The sequence below is a fragment of the Bacillota bacterium genome, assembly GCA_018818595.1.
GTDB lineage: Bacteria > Bacillota_I > Bacilli_A > Izemoplasmatales > Hujiaoplasmataceae > JAHIRM01.
This window is the reverse complement of the sequence record JAHIRM010000013.1, coordinates 152,098-172,681: the sequence shown is the minus strand read 5'-3', so window position 1 is coordinate 172,681 and position 20,584 is coordinate 152,098. Positions and strand designations below refer to the sequence as shown.

Genomic DNA, 20,584 nt, shown 5'->3' with positions numbered 1-20,584 from the left:
ACCTCATTTTTTAATAGAAACTGCAATTCCATCGCCAATTTCATAAATATAAGTATTAAAATTTTGATTTTCTAACAACCAAGTATTATATTTTTGGATTTTACGAACCAATTGTTTTCTGTTACGACTTATGATACTAGACGTATCTTCTACTTGACCTCTAAATAATAAATTATCAGAAATAATGACACCTTTATCTAACAAAATTGGTTCATATTTCTCAAAAAACTTGATATATTGTGCTTTTGCAGCATCAATGAAGATCAAGTCCACTTTATCTAATGATTGAATTTCTATGTCTAACGCATCAGCAAAAATAACATTAATTTTATCTTTTAAGTTAGATTCTTCAATGTTTTTATTGGCGCGAATTTCCATTCGTTTATCTTTTTCAATCGTTACAACGGTTGCGGATGTATGCCTAGATATTGCAATTGCGCTATACCCAATCGCAGTTCCGATTTCCAAAACACGATTTATTTTTCCGATTTGGATTAATTGAATTAGAAAATGAATTCCTTCTTCTGTCATAATAGGAATTTGTTCTTGAATGGATTCTTTACGGAGTCTCTTTAAAACAGGATCATCAAATACCGAATTTAATCGATTTAAATATTCGTTTTTCAAAAAATCACCAACTAAAAAAGGGAAAAGAGTAACTAATTACTCTTCTTTGCCTTCTTCTTCATCTTCAACTATTTCTTCTTCATCTTCAGCTTCTTCTTCGTCTTCTAAAAAGCTTTCTAATACTTCTTCAACTAAATCCCATTCAGCGTCTGTCTCTATTTGAACTAATTTGCCTTCGTCATCATCATCTGGATTATAACTTGCAGCATAGTATTCCCCTGATTCATCATCTTTTATTTGATAAACAACATATGATTTACCAAATTCTTCGGATTCAAATGTTAAAAGAATTTCACATTCAATTTCATTTCCATTTTCATCTGTAACTAATAAATATTCCATTTCGTTTCCCATAGTAACTCACTTTCTGCTATCTAAGTAGCTTTGTAATATGATTGTTGCGGCAAGCTTGTCAATTTTTTCTTTTCGTTTTTTTCGACTCATATTGGCGTTAATCATCACTTGATTGACAATTCTTGATGTCAATCTTTCATCCCACAATACAATCGTTGCCTTTGTTTTTTGTTTTAATTCATCTCTAAAATCTTCCGAAATTTTCGCTTGAAAACCCGTCGAACCATCCATGTTTTTAGGATAGCCTAAGACGACAAGTTCTACTTTATTATTATCAATAAAATGTGCGATGTAGTCAAGGGGTATTTGATAATTTCCTTCTGTAAATGTAAATGTTTCAATCCCACTTGCTAATATCGCGCTTGGATCTGAAAGAGCAATACCTAACGTCTTAGATCCTAAATCCAAACCTAGTATTCTCATAATAACAGCTCCTTAATTTTTTGAAGTGCTTCATCCACTTTAGTTTTATCTTTTCCTCCGGCTTGAGCAAAATCAGGTCGGCCTCCACCATTTCCATCACAGAGGAGTGCAGCTGTTTTTACAAGATTGCCCGCATGAATCTTTGGATCATTGCTTTTTGCAATAAATACCACTTTGTCTTCTAGAACTGAAGCAATGAATACCACTCCTTTTTCTATTTTGTCCATGATATTGTCTACTAATTGTTTTAATGTTTGAATCTCTAAATTGTCGACTTTTGTGATAAGACGATTATTGATGATTTGATTAAAGTAAGTGTCCATATGACTCATTACATTGCTTTCTTTTTGTCTTGAGTAATCTTTTTCTAATTCCTTCACTTCTTTTTGCAATTCATGAAGTTCTTGACGTTTATTTAAAACATCTTGATAACTTCCTAATACTTCAGAAGAAAAAGAAAAGTGAAATGATAAATTAATGTGCTCTGATATTGCATTCTCCACAATCGAGTTTGCTTTTTTTAACAGATTGTCTGCGTCTTGATTCATCCCAATCAAAGAATCTTTAATCGAATACACATTGTCATTTGTTAATCCTTCGATTCGATAAATACCAGATCCAATGGAAGAAAAACTTTTGATTGCAAATTTTTTGATATCATACAAATCAGATACATGAGTTCCTCCACATAAATCGAGTGAATATTTTAAATTGACTGCACGAACTAAATCATCGTATTTTTCACCAAATTCAGCTATTGCACCTCTTTTGATTGCTTCTTTTACTGTGATGATGTCCGTTGATGCGATGTAATGCTCTGAAATCATGTCATTAACCATTTTTTCAAGAATCAATAGTTGTTCTTCTGTAATGGATTCATAATGATTAAAATCGAAACGAAGTGTCTCACTTGTGACTTGACTTCCTTGTTGGGAAATATGGCCTCCAAATAGATCTCTTAGAGCTTTAAATAACAAATGAGTGGCAGAGTGATTGTAAGTCGTTTGTTTTCGTTTTAGTTCATCTACTTTTGCATTAACTTGTGCTCCTTCAATTACTTGTCCTTCTAAAACAGTATATTGATGAAGAAATTGGCCATTTGGCATTTTAGAAACATCGATTACCGAAACCACAAATTGATCATTATAAATGATTCCAGTATCGGATACTTGTCCACCAGAAGTCGCATAAAACGGTGTTTTTTCTAGTACAAGTCCTTCCGGAAATACTTTGATGATTTTTGTTTCTACAAACAATAAATCGTATCCAACAAACTCACTTGGAGTTTTGAAGTCTAAAAATTCTTCGTTTTGTGATTTCATAGATTGAATGTCTTTTCTTGCATTTCTGGCTCTGTCTTTTTGTTTTTCCATTTCTTGAAGAAATCCTACTGTATCAACTTTTAGTCCTAATTCTAAAGCGTATTCCATCGTTAATTCAATCGGAAATCCAAAAGTATCATATAACAAAAAAGCATCTTCACCACTAATTAGATTATTCTTAGAAACCATTGCAATGGTTTCAAAGCGTTTTTCACCGCTCACTAATGTTTCCAGAAATTTAGTTTCTTCTGCTATAACAATTTTCTTAATGATGTCTTCTTGTTCAATCAAATTTGGATAAAAATCTTTCATAACAAATAGAACTTCATCGACTAATTGATCTAAAAACGGAAAAATAATTCCTAACGTTTTTCCATATTTAACTGCTCTTCTTAAAAGTCTTCTAAGAACATAGCCTCTTCCTTCGTTTGATAAAATTGCTCCATCAGCTATTGCAAAGGTAACAGCTCTTATATGATCAGATATTACTTTAAAAGCCATTTGGCCTTTGTAAGGAACTCCTGAGATGCTTTCAAGTCGCTTAATGATTGGTAAAAAGAAATCTGTTTCAAAATTTGTAGGAGCATTTTGAATCACGGAGGCAAGTCGTTCTAATCCACATCCGGTATCGATGTTTTTATTTGGAAGTTCAGGATAATCTTGTCGAAGTAGCCCAGGTTTTGCATTATATTGAGAAAAAACAATGTTCCAGATTTCAACAAAACGATCGTTATCGATATCATCTTTGATTGCGTCTTTGTTAAAATCACCAAATGTAGGTCCTCGATCAATAAAGATTTCCGTGCAAGGTCCACAAGGACCTTCTCCAATTTCCCAAAAATTACCATCCACAGTTGGAATGATATGGTCTTTATCGATACCAAGTTTTATCCACAAGGCTTTTGTCTCTTCGTCAGTAGGATAAACAGTAATATATAAGTCATCTTTGTTAAATCCGAACCATTTAGGACTAGTGAGTAATTCATATCCCCAAGCAACAGCTTCTTCTCTAAAATAATCTCCTATTGAGAAGTTTCCAAGCATTTCAAAAAAGGTGTGATGTCTTGCGGTTTTTCCAACATTATCAATGTCATTGGTTCTAATGCATTTTTGTGCATTAACAATACGAGGGTTTTTAGGAACAATAGTCCCATCAAAATATTTTTTTAAAGCGGCTACTCCTGCATTCATCCATAGTAAAGTCGGATCATCATTTGGAATTAAGGATGCTCCTTTTTCGATGGAATGACCTTTTTCTTTAAAAAAGTCTAACCACATTTGTCTGATTTCATTTCCTGTTAAATATCTCATGATTTATCCTCCCAAAAAAAGAAAATCATCCTTAACATATAAAGGACGATTTTATCGCGGTACCACCTTTGTTCTAGAAAACTAGCACTCTATCTCTTTAACGCAGAGAGTTACGGGTGTTTTTAACACCTCTTGAAAGGAGCTTCAAAATTTTATTTATTGTTTAGTTTCACCAACCCTAAACTCTCTTTATTTTAAATAAAATTTCTACTTATCTTTCGCATCGATTTGAAGGTATTATACAACATTTTTTTACTTTTTGCAAACGTTTTTCAAACGTTATAAAAAATCTTCAATTGTGAGAAGATTCTCACTTAGATGATTGGATTCAACTTGTGATAAAAATGATTTTAAAAGTGTATTACGAGGGACTTCTTGTCCTGACACTCCTTGTCTTAACGCAGAATAATCACCTATCATTATTAGTTTTTCTTTTGCTCTTGTGACTGCTGTATAAAGTAGTTTTCTTTTTAACATAATCGTATAACTTCTTACCAGTGGTAAAATGACTATTTTAAATTCGCTTCCTTGAGATTTATGGATGCTGATTGCATAAGCTAACGCAAGATTATCAAAATCTTTTACGTTATATTTTACTTGATTGCCAGAAAAATCAACTAGCATTTCTTTATCTTCAATTATTCCAACTACTACTCCTAAATCTCCATTCATTATGGAGTCTTCTGGTTGATTAACAAGTTGTAATACTTTGTCATTAAAACAAAATGTTTTATCCCCATTCGTGATTTTATGTGATAAGTGCTGTTTATTGAACCGTTCTTGAATTAATTGATTTAAGTGATCAATTCCATTTATTCCTTTGTACATTGGCACTAGAACTTGAATATCTTCTTGCAAATCAAATCCTTCGTTTATGGCTTCTTGAATCACTTTTAAAACGACACTAGAAACTAACGAATCGTTTGAACGTATGAATTTTCGATCTTCATTATTTTGAATCAGATTTTCGCTTAAATTTTGATTTAGAATATCATAGGCCAAAGAAATAATGGAAGAATCATAGGCTTGACGATGAATTTTATTTAATTTTACAACCGGGAATAAATCAGATTCAAGTAAATCCGTCAATACTTGTCCTGGTCCAACAGAGGGTAGTTGATTGTCATCTCCTACGATTATGACTTTGGTACGTAGTTGAATAGACCTAAATAATTGTTTTGCTAAAAGAACATCTAACATGGATGCTTCATCAATAACAACCAAAGATGCTTCGATTTTATTGTGCTCATTAAACGTAAAATGACCTTCGTAATCAAGACCTAATAATCTGTGAATAGTGGTAACTTCCATATTGGTAGCTTCCTTTAAACGTTTGGCTGCTTTTCCTGTAGGAGCTGCTAGTTTTATTTTTGATCGAATAGATAAATCGTTTTGATGCATCAACTTATAAACATGTACAATTCCATTAATGATGGTTGTTTTCCCTGTTCCTGGGCCACCGGTAATGATAACAAAATGTTTTTCTAACGCTGTTTTAATCGCAAGCCGTTGAATAGGAGTATATTCAATAAATGATAATTTTTCAAAGTCAGAGATGTATGTTTCAATTAAATCTAAGTCAAAGGATTCCTCTTTGATTTCATTTAATTGAAACACATAATTTGAAATTCCTTTTTCTGCATAAAAAAGATGAGTCAAACTAATTTTATCTTCTTGATAAATGATTTTATTTTCACTTGCTAGGACGTCTAACATATCAAAAATTTGTGATTCTTCTATATAAAAATCTTCACTGACGTTTAAGTAAGACAACGTATAAGCAACAAGTCGTTCTTTTAATAAGAAAGTGTCTCCATATTTATTCATATACTCGATCAACAAATACGAAATAACGGCTTTAATTCTTAAAGGATTATCAAAGGAAAATCCAATTTTCAACCCAATTTCATCGGCTCGTTTAAATCCAATTCCTTCAATATCATCCATTAGAATGTAGGGGTTTGTTTTAATGATGTCTATTGCGGAAAAGCCATAATGTGAATAAATCTTCATTGCCATTTTTGGAGATATTTGAAATCCATATAACCATACAAGTGTCGACTCGACTTGTCTGTTTTTGATAATGTTGGTTTCAATAATGTTCTTCTTTTTTTCATTCATTAAAGGTACGTTATTTAAAACATCTGGATTATTTGCTATTTGATCTAGGGTATCTTCTCCTAAAAAATCAACAATATTTTCAGCGGTTTTTGGACCAATGCCTTTAAAAAGATCACTGGATAAATAATCTATGATTCCTTCTCTCGTTTTTTCCATTAATCTCTCAAATCGATTTGCATTATATTGAACTCCATATTTTGGATGATTGGTAACTTCTCCAAAAAAACGGTATCGATGAAGAGCATCTAAACGAGGAAAAAACCCACAAACAATAACTGTGGGTTCAAAATGAAGTAAATCCAATTCATTTGTATCAATTATTTCAACTTTAATAACTGAATAGGAACTATCGTCGCTGTAAAACAAATATTGTTTAATCAACCCTTCAATATAGTTCATTTCATATCCTTTCAAACGTGTTATTTCATAAATGCTTCAATATCTTTCATTTCCTTAATAATCGATTCACTTAAATTAATGTGTCCTTCTTCTGTAACTAAGACGTTGTCTTCGATTCGAATGCCAAGCCCTTCTTCTTCAATGTAAAGTCCTGGTTCAACCGTAAGGACAATTCCAGGTTTTAAAGGCTCTTGATAAGTTCCTACATCATGAACATCAAGTCCAAGATAGTGGCTTACTGAATGATAATAATATCTATCAATTTCGGAGTCTTCTTTTATCAAACCAATTGCTTTTAATCCTTGAGTAAGTAGATCTTTTGCATATCGATTTAAATCAGCAACGAAAATACCAGGTTTAACATATTCAATGGTTTTTTTGTTTACAGAAAGTACAATTTCATAAATTTTAGCTTGTCTTGAAGTAAATGTTCCATTTGCTGGAAACGTTCTTGAAATATCGGATGCATAAGTATCTGATAGTGCTCCTAAATCAAGCAATACTAAATCGCCATCTTTTATTTCACAGAAATTATCTTCATAATGTAAAATGGTTGCATTTTTACCACTAGCTATAATGGAATTAAAAGACAATCCCTCACTTCCTTCTGATTTAATCGTATATTCAAACAAAGCTTCTAATTGATGTTCATTGTATTTAGGTTTTGTAAAACGAAAAATCGCTTCAATTCCTTTTTTTGCATATTCAATTGCTTGAGAGATAAGAGCCACCTCTTCTTGCGATTTATACATTCTTTTTATATCTAAAATTTCATTGGCGTTTTGAATGCGAATTTCTGGATAATTTTTTAAGAAAAAATCACTTTGATCAAGACTAATTGGTCTTGAATTTGGTTTTGAACGATATAAATCAAGATAGACTTTCTTTGGGAAAACCGTTAAGGCCTTTCTTGAATTCGATAATATTTGTTGGGACACAAAATTCGTGAATTCATTCAAAAAATGGATGTTTTTCACTTCAACATCGCAAATAGTAGAAACTTCATCTTTTGTCAATCGTCTTCCAAGCCATTTTGTCGCAAAATCACTTGCTTCTTCAATAAACATAAACTCTAAAAAAGAAGATTCTGTTTTTAAGAGCAGTAATATATTATTTGCATTTTTTAGTCCTGTCAAATAATAGAAATTCCGATTTGGAACATATTGATAGAATTGATCTGCTGTTTTGTGAGGAGCTTCTCCTGAGTAAAAAAGGGCAAACGAATACTCTTTCATTTGGTCCGCAAATTCTTGACGATGTTTTTTAAATATGAGTTTGTTCATTTCTATCACCTCAAAATCATTTTTATATATTATAACATATTCTTTGAATCAATAAACAAAAAAGCACAAAATCTGTGCTTTTTAATTCGTAAAATTTAATCGAATCGTCCCGTTTGAAGTCCTTAATTTAATTTCGTTCTCTAAAGTTGTGTGATATTGATTTACAACCACTTCTCCATCATCAATATAAAGCTTTCCATTGATTGTGTTTAATGAAACAAAATAATCATCAAAATTTCCTTCTACTTGCATACTGATTGGTCCATTTGAAGTATAACAATCAATAGATTCAGCTAAGATAGAAGATCCTTCAATGGCTCCGTTTGATGTTTCAACTTCAATCACAAGCGCTTCAACATTATTTAATATTATTTTACCATTGGAAGTATCGACTAAAACTGAATGTAATGCAGTAACGTTTATAAGTGTGACTTCCCCATTTGAACTGTTTAAATTAAGTTCATCAAATACGCTTAAATCACTGACTTCAATGCTTCCATTGGATGTGTCTACATACAAATTATAAATTTCGGTTGTAGGCAAATATAAATAAAATTTATTATAAGTTGAAAGATTAAAGAAATCAAATCCAATGAAGAAATCCGCATACCATAATTGCTCATTTTGGATTTCAAGTGATGTGCCACTTAATGTAACATCCATCCAACTTTTTTCTGATTCATAAAAACTTAAGATTATTTCGTCTGATTCACTTGGAAGTATGATTACTTGTTTATTATCTAAGAAAAGGTCTATGGAAGAAAATTCATCTGCGCTGTAAGTTAATTCTCTTAATTCATAATCTTCTGCTTTATAGAAACTTGAAATCCCTTCACCTGAGATAATACCAAACGCTATCGATACACCAATTCCTATTAACAATAATGCAAATCCTATTTTTACCAATCGGTTCATCTTAAACACCTTCCCTTTTTTGCCATGATTGAACTTTGCGCATAATTTGATTTAACCAATCTTTTGCTTGATCGAAAAACCATTGAATCAATCCAATTCCTAATAGTAAGAATCCCACTCCCACTGTGAAATGTCCCAGATACATCAGTTGTATTGAAACTGGTTTTGAACTTTCAAGAATGTATTGAATAATCGCTTGAACTGAAACTGCGATCCCTGAAACAGCAAAGCTAAACCCAACAGATACGACGATTATGAATAAAATTGCATATAGAAAGTATCCAATAATTCGAACCGAAACCCCAAAAGCATTTATCAAGGAGAATTCACGTTTTTCTTTTACTTTTTGAATAAAGGTTTCATCAGTTTTGATGGTTTTTACTAAATCATCAATTCTTCCCAAACTTAGGATAAAAGATTCTTCTCCTTCGTTATTATCTATTGCATCTTGTATTAACTCTTCGTAGTAACTTAGAATTTCTTCTTTTTCTGACTTATCTAAAAATTCTAATTGTAATTTTAAATTCTTTATAAAATCATTTTTTTTCATTTAAAAATCCTCCTCTTATCGTAAAACATAGTCATAAATTTGTTTCATTTCTACAAAATCTGATTCTGATTCCTTTAGTTTTTGTAACCCACTTTTTGTAATTTTGTAATACTTCCGAATTCTTGAATTGAAAATGGTTTGATACGTACTAACTAAATTTTGTATTTCTAATCTTTTCAAAATTGGATAAAGCGTCGACTCGGATACATCTTGTACTTTGGAAACTTCTTGTACAATTAAATAACCATAAGAGTCTTCAAATTTTATGGACGCTAACACAAGAAGTTCTAAAAAACCTTTTTTTAATTGACTGTCCATGCGAATACCTCCCTATGTGTAATACTATACAATACATAGTATATAATGTCAACAATTATTTTAAAAAAAAATCACTTTTTTTTAAGTGAGTTTTTTTAAATCGATTCTTTGTTCTTTTTTAACTTAGTCCACAACATCCATATTCCAAATAATACAAGATAAATCAGAATAAACCATAAAGCATTGATTGGATGATTTTGAATATCAAATACTGATCCTAAAAACACTAAAAACATGACAATGATTAATCTAGACGTAATGGTTAAAAATATATATTTTGAAACTTTTATTTTAGTAAGAGAAATGGCATAGTTCAAAATAGAAGATGGTAAAAAAGGATTTGATAAAATAATGAGAACCAACCACACATTCGGTCCAGACACCATATTTAAAAACTTTTTACCGTATTTATGATCTTCAACTTTTTTTACAAAATATGGTCCAAACGTTGAACGAATAATTCCAAATATCAAAAACATTCCTAAAAAAGAGCCTAATGTAGAAAGAAGAATGGTTAAGACGGTTCCTTGAACCGTTCCATAAGCACTTGCCATGATAGTTAAATTAAAAGCTACCAACATGGTTAATGGTAAATAAGGAATTACGGCTTCTAAAAATGGTAAAAACACCGCAGCAAGCGGTGCAAACCAGATATTGCTTAAAATAAATTGTTGAAGTTTATCAAGTAAATCTAAAAGAAAAGTCAAAAGGGTTCCTTCTTTCTATATCATGAGAAAAAAGCATCCTGCCGGATGCTTTGGTTTAAATCAATTCCGCAAAATGTTTTAATGTACGAACCATTTGCCAAGTAAAGGAAGCTTCGTTATCATACCATGCTAATATTTTAACAAGTTGTTTTCCATCTACTTCCATTACGATTGTACTAGATGCATCAAACATAGTTCCTTGAGAAATGCCAATGACATCGCTTGATACGATTGGATCTTCTGTATAACCAACCACTTCAGACTCTGCAGCTTTTACAGCGGCGTTTATTTCTTCTACGGTAACTTTCTTTTTAAGTTCAACCACTAAGTCTACAATGGAACCAGTAATAACAGGAACTCTTAAAGCTAATCCATCCATTTTACCTTTTAGTTGTGGTAAAACAAGTGCTACTGCTTTTGCAGCTCCAGTAGTAGTTGGAACGATATTTGCAGCTGCTGCTCTACCTCTACGTGATCTAAAGCCTTTTGAATGAGGAACATCTAAAGTAGCTTGATCGTTTGTATAAGCATGAACTGTAGTCATGAACCCTCTTAGGATTTCAAAGTTTTCATCTAATATTTTTGCAATTGGAGCTAAACAGTTTGTAGTACAAGAAGCTGCACTAATAATTGTTTCTTCTCCTGATAAAGAATTTTCATTTACGCCAAATACGACTGTTGGAACATCTTTTTCTTTTGCAGGAGCACTAATAATGACTTTTCTTGCACCAGCTTGTAAATGAAGCATTGCTTTTTCTCTTGAAGTAAAGAATCCAGTACATTCTAATACTACATCCACTGAATGATCTTTCCATGGAAGGTCTGCAGGGTTCTTTTGAGCATAAACAGGAATTTTCTTTCCTTCAACAATTAAATAATTGCCTTCAAAAGATACTTGTTTTCCATATCTTCCTTGACTGCTATCATATTTTAATAAATAAGCTAATTGTTCTGCATCTGTTAAATCATTGATTGCAACAATATCAAAATCACTATTACCAAACATAACTCTAAATGCTAAACGACCGATTCTTCCAAATCCATTAATTGCAACTTTTACTGACATATTCTATTTCCTCCTATATTTTTAATATAAATTATATTCTTCCCTATTATTCTACACGAAAAACCAAGTTTTATCAACATATCTCTGTCATTAAAACGCTTTCAAGAAAAAAAGATGGAGTTTTCCATCTTTTAAATTATAAAGTTCTTGTTCTATTTGCTTTTGCTAATGCTTCTCTAATCGAACGCTTGTATTCACAATCATCATCGCACTCTTGACAAATCACATTATCGCGAAATCTTCTAGGTATAAAAGCTCTAATTTCGTCTTCGTTGTATCCCGTTTGCATAATTTTGTCATTGATGATAATTGGCCTTTTTAAAATCGTGGGGTTATGAATAATAAAATCGGCTAATTCTCCAAATCTCATTTCATCTGTATCTAAATTACTATCTTTAAATATTTTAGAACGGGTTGAAATAATGTCTTCGAATCCGTTTTCAGAGAATTTTAGCATATTGATAATATCATCTCGCGTTAGTCGAATACCAATGATATTTTTTTCTTTATAAGGTATTTGATTTTCTTCAAGCCATTTTTTAGCTTTCCGACAGGAAGAGCAACTTGAACTTGTATATAATGTTATCATTTTTTCCCTTCTTTCCTCGTTGTATTATACCATAAAGATACAAATTTGTTCTACTTTTTTAAAAAATGATGTTATAATAATCTCATACAATGATAGGAGGTTTTTTATTTATGAACTGGAATTTATCTTATTTATTCCCAAATGATCAAGCTTTTGAAGAGGCTGTTCAAAAAACAGCTGAAGTTATTACTTTACTTTCAACCTATAAAGGCAAATTAGGTAATGAATTAAGTTTTAAAGAATATTTTCTATTACAAAAGGATATGGAAAATTATGGACTTAGAGCTTATCAATATGCTAGTTTAAAAAGCGACTTAAATAAAAAAGACATGAATAACGCAAGCCAATTACAAAAAATTCAAATCCTTTACTCAAAATTTCAAGAATCCATTTCTTTTGAAGAGCCAGAACTAATTAAGCTTGGCAAAGATACAGTTATGAAATTTGTTGAAGGAAATCCTGAACTGGAAGAATTTCGCTTTTCCTTTGAAAAACTGTTCCGTCGTCAAGCACATATTTTAGATGATCAAGCAGAAGCTTTATTAGCTAATTTTAATCAATTAGCTGATTCTGGCAGAGATTTGTATGGTTCTTTATCCGTTGCTGATATGGAAAATCAAGATGTCATGTTAGACAATGGCGAGATTGTAACAATCTCAAATAGCAATTATCGTTCTTTCATTAAAAAAAGTGAAAATCCTTCTGAAAGAAAAGATATCTTTGAAGCTGTTTTTTCTTATTACGAAATGCATAAAAACACTTATGCTAGCATTTATAAAAACGTGTTATTAAATGATTATGCAATTATGAAATCAAGAAATTATAAAAGTTGTGTTCAAAGTTACTTATTTAATAATGCCATTCCTGTTGAAGTTTATCAATCTCTTGCCAGTGTCGCAAGAAATAATACTGCTCCTATCAAAAAATACATTCAACTTGTCAAAAAAACATTGAAATTAGAAGAATATCATACATATGATCGATTTTTAGATCTTGCACATTCGGATAAAGAATATGAATTCGAAGAAGCAAAAGAATTATTCTTTAATTCCATTTCTCATTTTCCGAATTATTTCCAAGAAAAAGCAAAAGATGTGTTAAAAGATGGTTTTGTGGATGTCTTTGAACAACCAGGCAAACGAACAGGAGCTTATTCTTCCTCTATGCCTAATCTTCATCCTTACATTTTACTAAATTATTCGAAATCATTACCTGATGTATTTACGGTTGCTCATGAAGCAGGTCATTCCATTCATTCCATGTTTGCTGCAGAAACACAACCTTCTTCCTTGCAAAACTATACTATTTTTGTGGCAGAAGTTGCTTCTACTTTTAACGAACATAATCTTCTCGATTATTTTATAAAGGAAAGCAAAGCTTCAAGAAATGAAAAAATTTCATTATTACAAAGAGCAATTGATGATATTCTTTCAACATTTTACAGACAAACTCTTTTTGCCATTTATGAACTGGAAGCTCATAAATTAGTTGAAACTGGTCAACCAATCACAGCCGATAATTTATCAAACATTATGATAAACCTATATAAAGAATTCTATGACATCAATATTGAAAAAGAAGACATGAAACCTTTCGTATGGGCATACATTCCTCACTTTTTCTATACTCCATTTTATGTATACCAATACGCAACGAGTTTTGCTGCTTCTTTAAAAATCTATGAAGATGTTAAAAATGGCGTTAGTGGTTCATTTGACAAATACATTGGACTCTTGAAATCCGGTGGAAGTGCTTTCCCAATCAAACAATTGATGGATGCTGGAGTGGATTTAACCAAACAAGACGCTTTTATGGCTGTTGTAAATCGATTAACTGAATTAGTTGATCAATTAGAGGTTGAATTACAAAATTAGAAGTGATATAATATATCAAAACGATGAACTGAAATAGTAATCCTAGGAAAAAACAAGAGACCTTGTGGTAGGTGAGAACAAGGAAAATAGGATGAATGGACCAGTGAGTGATGCTAATCCCATCCGTAATCCTGCGTTAAAGGAATGAGTGCTAGTGTAAACTAGAACAAAGGTGGTACCGCGTTAAATCGTCCTTTATTTAAGGGCGATTTTTTTATTGGAGGGAAAATTATGAAAAAAATCGTATCAGGAATTCAACCTACAGGAACATTGACTTTAGGAAATTATTTGGGCGCAATTAAAGTATTTGTTAAAATGCAAAGGGAAATGCCCGATGCAGAGTTTTACTTTTTTGTGGCAGACTTGCACGCTATTACCACTCCTCAAATCGCTTCAGAACTGAGGAAAAGAACAAAAGACATCATTGCTATCTATTTAGCTGCTGGTTTAAGCAAAGAAAAAACAATATTATTTATCCAATCTGAAGTAAAAGAACATGCTGAACTTGGATATATTTTGCAATGCTTTACTTATATGGGTGAATTAGAAAGAATGACGCAATTTAAAGATAAATCCAAAAAACAAGAAAGCGGAATTACTGCATCGTTGTTTACATATCCATCCTTAATGGCAGCTGATATTTTATTATATGATGCTGATTATGTCCCCGTGGGAGAAGATCAAAAACAACATTTAGAACTTACAAGAGATATTGCCACTCGTTTCAATAATCGATATGGAGATTTCTTTATCGTGCCAACTCCTTTAATTCCAAAAGTTGGTGCGAGAATTATGGATTTACAAAATCCTGATAAAAAGATGAGTAAATCAGATGAATCAGATAAAGGGTATATTTCTTTATTTGATGATGAAAATGTCATCGTAAAAAAAATAAAATCCGCTGTTACGGATTCGTTAGGGATTGTAAAATATGATCCAATTCATCAAACGGGTATTGCAAATTTATTGAATATTTATGCTTCTTTGACAGGTTTAGAAATTGACGATATTGTCAAAAAATACAAAAATCTAGGTTATAAAGAATTTAAAGAGGATTTAGCAGATTTAGTTGTAAAAGAACTGATTCCTTTACAAAAACGATATACTGAAATCATTAATTCTTCTATTGTAGATGAAATATTAGACAAAGGAAAAGAAGTTGCTTCTCAATTTGCCTTTAGAAAGCTAGAAAAATGCAAACAAAAAATTGGGCTTGGTAGAAAAAGAAAATAAAAAAAGGGTATCTTTTACAGATGCCCTTCGTTTATTTCATTAAATTGATTTCGTTAATAATTCGATTGATTGCTTGAGAAGCTTCTTCTTCATCTCTACCATTAAATGTAATGATAAACGTTTTGTTTTGAGGTACACTTAATGACAGTACTCCCATGATTGATTTTAAATTTACTCTTTTTTCATTAAATTCAATTGTCATTTCGGCTTGAAAGCTATTGGCTTTACTTACCAACATTGTCGCAGGTCTTGCGTGAAGTCCAAGAGGGTACCCAATTTTAAATTTAGATTCAATCATTGTTCATTTCTCCTTTTTTTGATTTATTATATAATCAACAAGCGGATGTACATCAAAAGAAAATATCAATTTTACTTGGTTGCCTGAAACAAAAATACCTTGAGCTTTTAACGCTTTTATGGATACTAAATCCACTTTGCTGATATCTTTTGTCAGTACTTTTAATCTCGATCCTTCAAGTGAGCAAGAAACGATGTTCTCTAAGGTTCCAAAACAGTTAAGAATTGCTTCGATATTATCATTACTCATAATATCAACCTTGCTATTTTTCTTTTTTCTAAAAATAATGTAAAAGATTATTGCAAAAAGCAAAAAGATAAGTAAGATACACCATCCTAAATTTTGAAGTAAAAAATCGGAAAATGAACTTCCTACTATAGCAAAAGATATGTTATGAATTGTTATATTGATTCCTATCAAAAAGAAGCTATAATAAACCAATGAAACCACCTCTTACTCTATATTTTATCATAAAATTAAAAAATAATATTCTTAAATCTTAAAAAATAATAATTCAGTATCATTAACTTGAAAAAAGAATTCAGATACGATATAATCATTGAGAAAGATAAAAGGAGAACTCATGCCAAAAGTTATCGAAGCTATTATTGAAATCCCTATGGGTACACAAAACAAATATGAAGTTGACAAAAAAAAGAATCGAATTAAGTTGAACCGAGTACTGTATTCAAAAATGACTTACCCTGCTGAGTATGGATTTATTGAAGAAACATTAGCGGAAGATGGAGATCCTTTGGATATATTGGTTCTTGCGACTACTCCAACATTTCCAGGATGTATCGTAGATGCTAGAGTGGTAGGATATTTGGATATGTACGATTCTGGAGAGCACGACGAAAAGTTAATTGCAGTCGTGGATGCAGATCCTCGATTTGAAGACATTCAAGATATAACAGATTTTAAAGAATTGCAATTAAAAGAAATCAAATTATTCTTTAGAAACTATAAAGAATTACAACCAGGTCATCACGTCGAAGTATTGGATTACTATCCAAAACAAGATGCCATAAACTTAATTGATAAATACCAAGAAGCCTTCATTGAAGAACAAAACAAAAAATAAAACACGGAAAATTCCGTGTTTTTTTTCTAACGTTGAAACGCAATGGCTCCATTGATGAAAACATAATTTGTTTTTGTTAAGTAATGTAAAGGATGTCCATCCCAGATAACGATATCAGCATCTTTTCCAACTTCAATACTTCCAACTTGGCTATCAATTTCATTGATTTTGGCCGCATTGATTGTGACGGCTTTAAATCCTTCTAATTCACTTAAACCTTCTTTGACAAATAATCCAACTTGAGTCAAAGCATTAGCTAAATGGATAACGGGATGATCGGTCATAATGGCAAATTCTACTTTTGCATCGGATAAAATCTTTGCAGCTTTAAACGTTTTATTTCGAAGTTCATATTTTGATTTTGAACCAAGAGTTGGCCCAATGATTACTCTTTGATTATATTTCACTAAGTAATCAGTAATTAAATAACCTTCTGTTGCATGTTCGATTGTCGCATTTAATCCAAATTCATTAATAATGCGAATGGCGGTCACGATATCATCTTGTTGATGAGCATGTATTTTAACTAAAAAGCCATCGTATACTCTTGAAAGAGATTCCCATTTCATATTGGATTCTGGTTTCACAATTCCTTCTTTTCCATTTGCTAAATCTTCTTGATATTTATCCTTTTTCACTTTATATTCTTTGGCTTTCATTAAAGCGTCTCTAATAAGTGCTGCAGAAGCCATTCTGGTTTGAGGCGTTTGACTTTTAGAGTTATACACTCTTTTTGGATTTTCTCCTAAAGCCATTTTCATTGAAGATTCTTCTTTTACAATCATATCATCAATGGTAGTGCCTTTTGTTTTCATGATACAAAACGTACCTCCAATTACATTTGCACTACCTGGACCAGTACAAACGGTTGTTACTCCTGCTTCAAGAGCTTCTTGGAAGGCTACATCTTGAGGTTTAATTGCATCAATTGCTCTAAGTTCTGGTAAAACAGGATTTGTCATTTCATTTCCATCAGCGCCCTCAAAGCCAATTGCCTCTTCAAATATTCCAATGTGACAATGTGGGTCGACAATTCCTGGAGTCACATAATTCCCTTTGGCATCAATGATTAAAACATTTGGATAATCCTTTTCATTTAATTTTCCAATAGCTTTAATCGTCTTACCCTCAAGTAGAATATCTGTGATTTCGTAATTGATGTCTTTCATACTAATAAGATTTGCGTTTTTAATTAAATACATTATTTCACCCTTTCTCATATGCTAAAACTAAATTTATGAATAGAAGCGAACCATTTAGTAACGCTTTTTCATCAAGATTAAATTTGGGATGATGAAGACCAAAAGAAGTTGATTCATCTTTTCTGGTTCCAAGCCACATCATACAACCTTGTTTTAATTGGATGTATCTTGAAAAGTCTTCTGCCCCCATTGAAGGTCTATCTAACAAAGTAAAAACATTATTTCCAAGTGTTTGATGAACAACTTTTTCGATGTAATCTACTTCTGATGGGGTATTGATGACGGGGTCATATTCATAAATATAAGAATAATCATAAGTCCCACCATATTTTTCAGTCACACTTTTTAATACTTTTTCAATTTCTAACTTGATTTTTTCCCTAACGACAACAGAAAAGGTTCGAACTGTGCCTTCTAAATAGGCAATATCTGGAATGATATTATGAGTCGTTCCTGATACTACTTTTGCAATGGTTATTACGGAAGGTTCTAAAGGATTTAGTATCCTTGAGCGAATCAACTGAAGCCCTAAGATAACTTCTGCTTGCATAATAATAGGATCAATTCCTAAATGGGGATAAGCAGCGTGACATCCTTTTCCATGAAGAGTCATTTTAATCGTATCTGCTGATGCAAATGTAGCATTTTTTTTAGTGGCAATTTTTCCTGATTCAAATTCGGAAGATACATGAAAAGCATAAAAACTATCCACATCGTTTAATAGATTGGAACGTACAATTTCATATGCCCCGCCAGGATTTGGTCCCTCTTCCGCTTCTTGAAAAATCAGTTTAACCGTTCCTTTCCACAAATCCTTATGGGTTTGTAAATAGGAGGCGGCTCCTAAAAGCATCGCAGAATGACTATCATGACCGCATGCATGCATGATTCCTTTGTGAATGGATTTATAGCTTAATTCGTCGTTTTGTTCTTCTAAAGGCAAAGCATCCATATCTGCTCTTAGTCCTATAATTGGCCCTTTACCGTTATGGATTAATCCGATGAGTGAATTTTTACCTACGTGCAAAATGGTCTCAATTCCTAAATCTGTTAACTCTTTTGCGATATAGTCATGTGTTTCCTTCACTTCAAAACCAGTTTCTGGATGTTGATGCAAGTATCTTCTTTTTTCTATAATGTAAGGCTCTAAATATAGTACATCTTGTTTTTTTACCATCTTCGTTCCTCTTTTCTATCGTAGATATATCTTATTTGAATATTATTTTTATTAACATAGTCTATAATCCCATCTCTCAAAGAGTTGTAATATGGACTATTTCTGTGGATAAAAATATCTTGATAATCTTTTAATAAATCAGGAAAATACTGATTAATAAATTGAAAAATATTTTTTTGATTGTCTGGATGTTTTAAATTCAAGGAATCAAACATATAATAATCAACAAAATCTTTTGTACTATCAATAATTTGAAACACATTCGTTAAAATAGGAATGATTGGTGCAATGAATACGTAAGTTTTAATTCCTCTTTCTTTTAAGGCTTTTAAAGCTTCTATTCGAACGGAAGGCAAACTAGCTCCTGGTTCAATCTGTTTCGCGAGTTCATCGTTTAAAGCAATGCTAAATCCAACTTCAACGTTCTTCATTTTGGACAGTAAATCAATGTCTCGTACGATCAAACCAGATTTCGTTAAAATCGATACTTTTAAATCACTTTCCACGATATCTTCTAAAATGTGTTTTACAGATTCAACGTTTTTTTCGATTGGTTGATACGGATCAGTTGCACTACTAAATATCAAATTTTTGCTTCCAGTACCTTTTGGAATATTGTGGTTTAAATATTGTTTTACCTCGACAAAAGATCCCCAAATCTCGTTTGTATCTCTTCCATTTAACATGTATTTTGCATAACAATAGATACAACCGTGTTGACAACCAATAAATGGATTGCAAGTAAAATCAGATCCTCCAATGTTTGTCTTTGTCATAAATGATTTTGCTTGAATGGTTTTAACTTTCATTTTTTTTGAGTTTAAACTCCAATTTTACTAATAACGTTGCGGAAAAAACGCCTAGCACTAAGCTTAAAACGCCAAAAATAACGGATAATACATTCGTTTTAATAAAATTCCAAAGGAAATTATAAATGGGCAATTGATCTGTAAATACTCCACCAGTACTTGGGTCTCTAATCTCTAAGAAGATTACTACAACAGAGGCTAGAATAAATCCAACAATTGCTAAATAGGTTTCTTTTGGATACTCCTTTAAAAAGAAAACAATAACTTTACTAAACAATATAATTCCTAAAGCGGCACCTATTGCAAATGGAATAATCACGTATAAATTATATCCTATTACAGAAAAATCAAATACATTTCCTATTACATTTGTGACTATTGCTGTATAAAAACCTAACGCCATTAAAAGTGCAGATCCTGAAATCCCAGGAACAATCATTGTAATGGATGAAATGGCTCCGAGCAAGATTAAAAGTAAAAAGTTCATCAATGTCATATCAAAATGAGCAATTCCAATTCCGGTTTGAGATAATTGACTCATTAAAAGCAAAAGCACAATTCCAAAAGCAATGAAGAAAGCTAAATATCCTGAGACAGTTGCATTTTCTTTTCCTACTTTTTTTAAAATGCTAGGAATTCCTCCAAAAATGAGTCCAATGAAAAATAAAAGTGTTATAAACGAATTCCATTGGATTAAAAATCCTAACAGTTTTGCTAAAACGACAACGGACAATCCAATTCCTAAGAAAATAGGAAAGAGATAGGCAACACTTTTTTTAAACTCTTTAAAAATATTTCCAATTGATTGCAGCAATTTATCGTATACTCCAAGATAAATTGCTAAAGTCCCTCCGCTTACTCCAGGGATAATAAAAGCTATTCCGATTATAAATCCTTTAACCATTAATTCAATAAACATAGT

At 31.6% G+C, this 20,584-nt stretch carries 21 protein-coding genes and 2 other annotated features; of the genes, 3 read left to right on the top strand and 18 right to left on the bottom strand.

The annotated features are described in order from the left end of the window. Positions 1 to 3: 3 nt before the first annotated feature. From KJ971_03470 to KJ971_03415, 12 genes are all read right to left on the bottom strand, one after another. Positions 4 to 627 carry an O-methyltransferase gene (locus KJ971_03470; GenBank protein ID MBU1144903.1) on the bottom strand — a complete coding sequence of 208 codons (624 nt, stop codon included), beginning with the start codon at positions 625 to 627 and terminating at the stop codon, positions 4 to 6. A 36-nt stretch (positions 628 to 663) separates the two neighbouring features. Further along, positions 664 to 981, bottom strand: coding sequence for a DUF1292 domain-containing protein (locus tag KJ971_03465; GenBank protein MBU1144902.1), 318 nt, complete (start codon positions 979 to 981; stop codon positions 664 to 666). A gap of 6 nt (positions 982 to 987) precedes the next feature. Further along, on the bottom strand, positions 988 to 1,404 hold the full coding sequence (gene ruvX, locus KJ971_03460) for a Holliday junction resolvase RuvX (GenBank protein ID MBU1144901.1): 417 nt from the start codon (positions 1,402 to 1,404) through the stop codon (positions 988 to 990). Beyond that, a complete protein-coding gene (gene alaS, locus KJ971_03455; protein ID MBU1144900.1) occupies positions 1,401 to 4,037 on the bottom strand; it encodes an alanine--tRNA ligase in 2,637 nt (878 codons plus the stop codon). Before alaS ends, ruvX begins: the two co-directional genes overlap by 4 nt. A gap of 38 nt (positions 4,038 to 4,075) precedes the next feature. Continuing rightward, positions 4,076 to 4,270, bottom strand: a binding site (T-box leader). Positions 4,271 to 4,316: 46 nt separating this feature from the next. Further along, complete coding sequence (locus KJ971_03450) at positions 4,317 to 6,557, bottom strand: ATP-dependent RecD-like DNA helicase (protein MBU1144899.1); 2,241 nt, start codon at positions 6,555 to 6,557, stop codon at positions 4,317 to 4,319. 20 nt (positions 6,558 to 6,577) lie between these two features. Then, complete coding sequence (locus tag KJ971_03445) at positions 6,578 to 7,840, bottom strand: aminopeptidase P family protein (protein ID MBU1144898.1); 1,263 nt, start codon at positions 7,838 to 7,840, stop codon at positions 6,578 to 6,580. Between the two features lie 81 nt (positions 7,841 to 7,921). Continuing rightward, positions 7,922 to 8,755 carry a DUF4097 domain-containing protein gene (locus KJ971_03440; protein MBU1144897.1) on the bottom strand — a complete coding sequence of 278 codons (834 nt, stop codon included), beginning with the start codon at positions 8,753 to 8,755 and terminating at the stop codon, positions 7,922 to 7,924. A gap of 1 nt (position 8,756) precedes the next feature. Then, entirely contained in the window at positions 8,757 to 9,305 is a 549-nt protein-coding gene (locus KJ971_03435; protein MBU1144896.1) for a DUF1700 domain-containing protein, read from the bottom strand. Positions 9,306 to 9,320: 15 nt separating this feature from the next. Further along, positions 9,321 to 9,623, bottom strand: coding sequence for a PadR family transcriptional regulator (locus KJ971_03430; GenBank protein ID MBU1144895.1), 303 nt, complete (start codon positions 9,621 to 9,623; stop codon positions 9,321 to 9,323). A 95-nt stretch (positions 9,624 to 9,718) separates the two neighbouring features. After that, positions 9,719 to 10,330, bottom strand: a complete 612-nt coding sequence (locus tag KJ971_03425) for a VTT domain-containing protein (GenBank protein MBU1144894.1) — start codon at positions 10,328 to 10,330, stop codon at positions 9,719 to 9,721. Positions 10,331 to 10,385: 55 nt separating this feature from the next. After that, on the bottom strand, positions 10,386 to 11,396 hold the full coding sequence (gene gap, locus KJ971_03420; protein ID MBU1144893.1) for a type I glyceraldehyde-3-phosphate dehydrogenase: 1,011 nt from the start codon (positions 11,394 to 11,396) through the stop codon (positions 10,386 to 10,388). A gap of 136 nt (positions 11,397 to 11,532) precedes the next feature. After that, on the bottom strand, positions 11,533 to 11,985 hold the full coding sequence (locus tag KJ971_03415) for a Spx/MgsR family RNA polymerase-binding regulatory protein (GenBank protein MBU1144892.1): 453 nt from the start codon (positions 11,983 to 11,985) through the stop codon (positions 11,533 to 11,535). A 110-nt stretch (positions 11,986 to 12,095) separates the two neighbouring features. On the opposite strand from KJ971_03415, the gene pepF reads away from it, so the two are divergent. Together pepF and trpS are read left to right on the top strand one after the other, a co-directional pair. Then, positions 12,096 to 13,859: an oligoendopeptidase F gene (gene pepF, locus KJ971_03410; GenBank protein ID MBU1144891.1), complete on the top strand. Its 1,764-nt coding sequence runs from the start codon at positions 12,096 to 12,098 to the stop codon at positions 13,857 to 13,859. Between the two features lie 14 nt (positions 13,860 to 13,873). Next, positions 13,874 to 14,058, top strand: a binding site (T-box leader). Between the two features lie 32 nt (positions 14,059 to 14,090). Then, positions 14,091 to 15,092, top strand: coding sequence for a tryptophan--tRNA ligase (gene trpS, locus KJ971_03405; protein ID MBU1144890.1), 1,002 nt, complete (start codon positions 14,091 to 14,093; stop codon positions 15,090 to 15,092). Between the two features lie 31 nt (positions 15,093 to 15,123). Here the strand turns inward: trpS and KJ971_03400 are convergent, their stop codons facing one another. Then, the gene (locus KJ971_03400; protein ID MBU1144889.1) at positions 15,124 to 15,390 is read right to left on the bottom strand and encodes an HPr family phosphocarrier protein; all 267 of its coding nucleotides are present in this window, start codon (positions 15,388 to 15,390) and stop codon (positions 15,124 to 15,126) included. Positions 15,391 to 15,393: 3 nt separating this feature from the next. Then, the gene (locus KJ971_03395) at positions 15,394 to 15,831 is read right to left on the bottom strand and encodes a hypothetical protein (protein MBU1144888.1); all 438 of its coding nucleotides are present in this window, start codon (positions 15,829 to 15,831) and stop codon (positions 15,394 to 15,396) included. 142 nt (positions 15,832 to 15,973) lie between these two features. On the opposite strand from KJ971_03395, the gene KJ971_03390 reads away from it, so the two are divergent. Further along, on the top strand, positions 15,974 to 16,474 hold the full coding sequence (locus KJ971_03390) for an inorganic diphosphatase (protein MBU1144887.1): 501 nt from the start codon (positions 15,974 to 15,976) through the stop codon (positions 16,472 to 16,474). Between the two features lie 26 nt (positions 16,475 to 16,500). On the opposite strand, the gene KJ971_03385 is transcribed toward KJ971_03390, so the two are convergent. Genes KJ971_03385 through KJ971_03370 form a run of 4 tightly spaced genes read right to left on the bottom strand, consistent with a single transcriptional unit; the run spans position 16,501 to position 20,581 of the window. Then, a complete protein-coding gene (locus KJ971_03385; GenBank protein ID MBU1144886.1) occupies positions 16,501 to 17,676 on the bottom strand; it encodes an amidohydrolase in 1,176 nt (391 codons plus the stop codon). 4 nt (positions 17,677 to 17,680) lie between these two features. Continuing rightward, the gene (locus KJ971_03380; GenBank protein MBU1144885.1) at positions 17,681 to 18,853 is read right to left on the bottom strand and encodes an amidohydrolase; all 1,173 of its coding nucleotides are present in this window, start codon (positions 18,851 to 18,853) and stop codon (positions 17,681 to 17,683) included. Continuing rightward, positions 18,847 to 19,662 carry a radical SAM protein gene (locus KJ971_03375; GenBank protein ID MBU1144884.1) on the bottom strand — a complete coding sequence of 272 codons (816 nt, stop codon included), beginning with the start codon at positions 19,660 to 19,662 and terminating at the stop codon, positions 18,847 to 18,849. Before KJ971_03375 ends, KJ971_03380 begins: the two co-directional genes overlap by 7 nt. Then, on the bottom strand, positions 19,652 to 20,581 hold the full coding sequence (locus KJ971_03370; GenBank protein MBU1144883.1) for a DUF368 domain-containing protein: 930 nt from the start codon (positions 20,579 to 20,581) through the stop codon (positions 19,652 to 19,654). The genes KJ971_03375 and KJ971_03370 overlap by 11 nt, the downstream gene beginning before the upstream one ends. Positions 20,582 to 20,584: the final 3 nt, after the last annotated feature.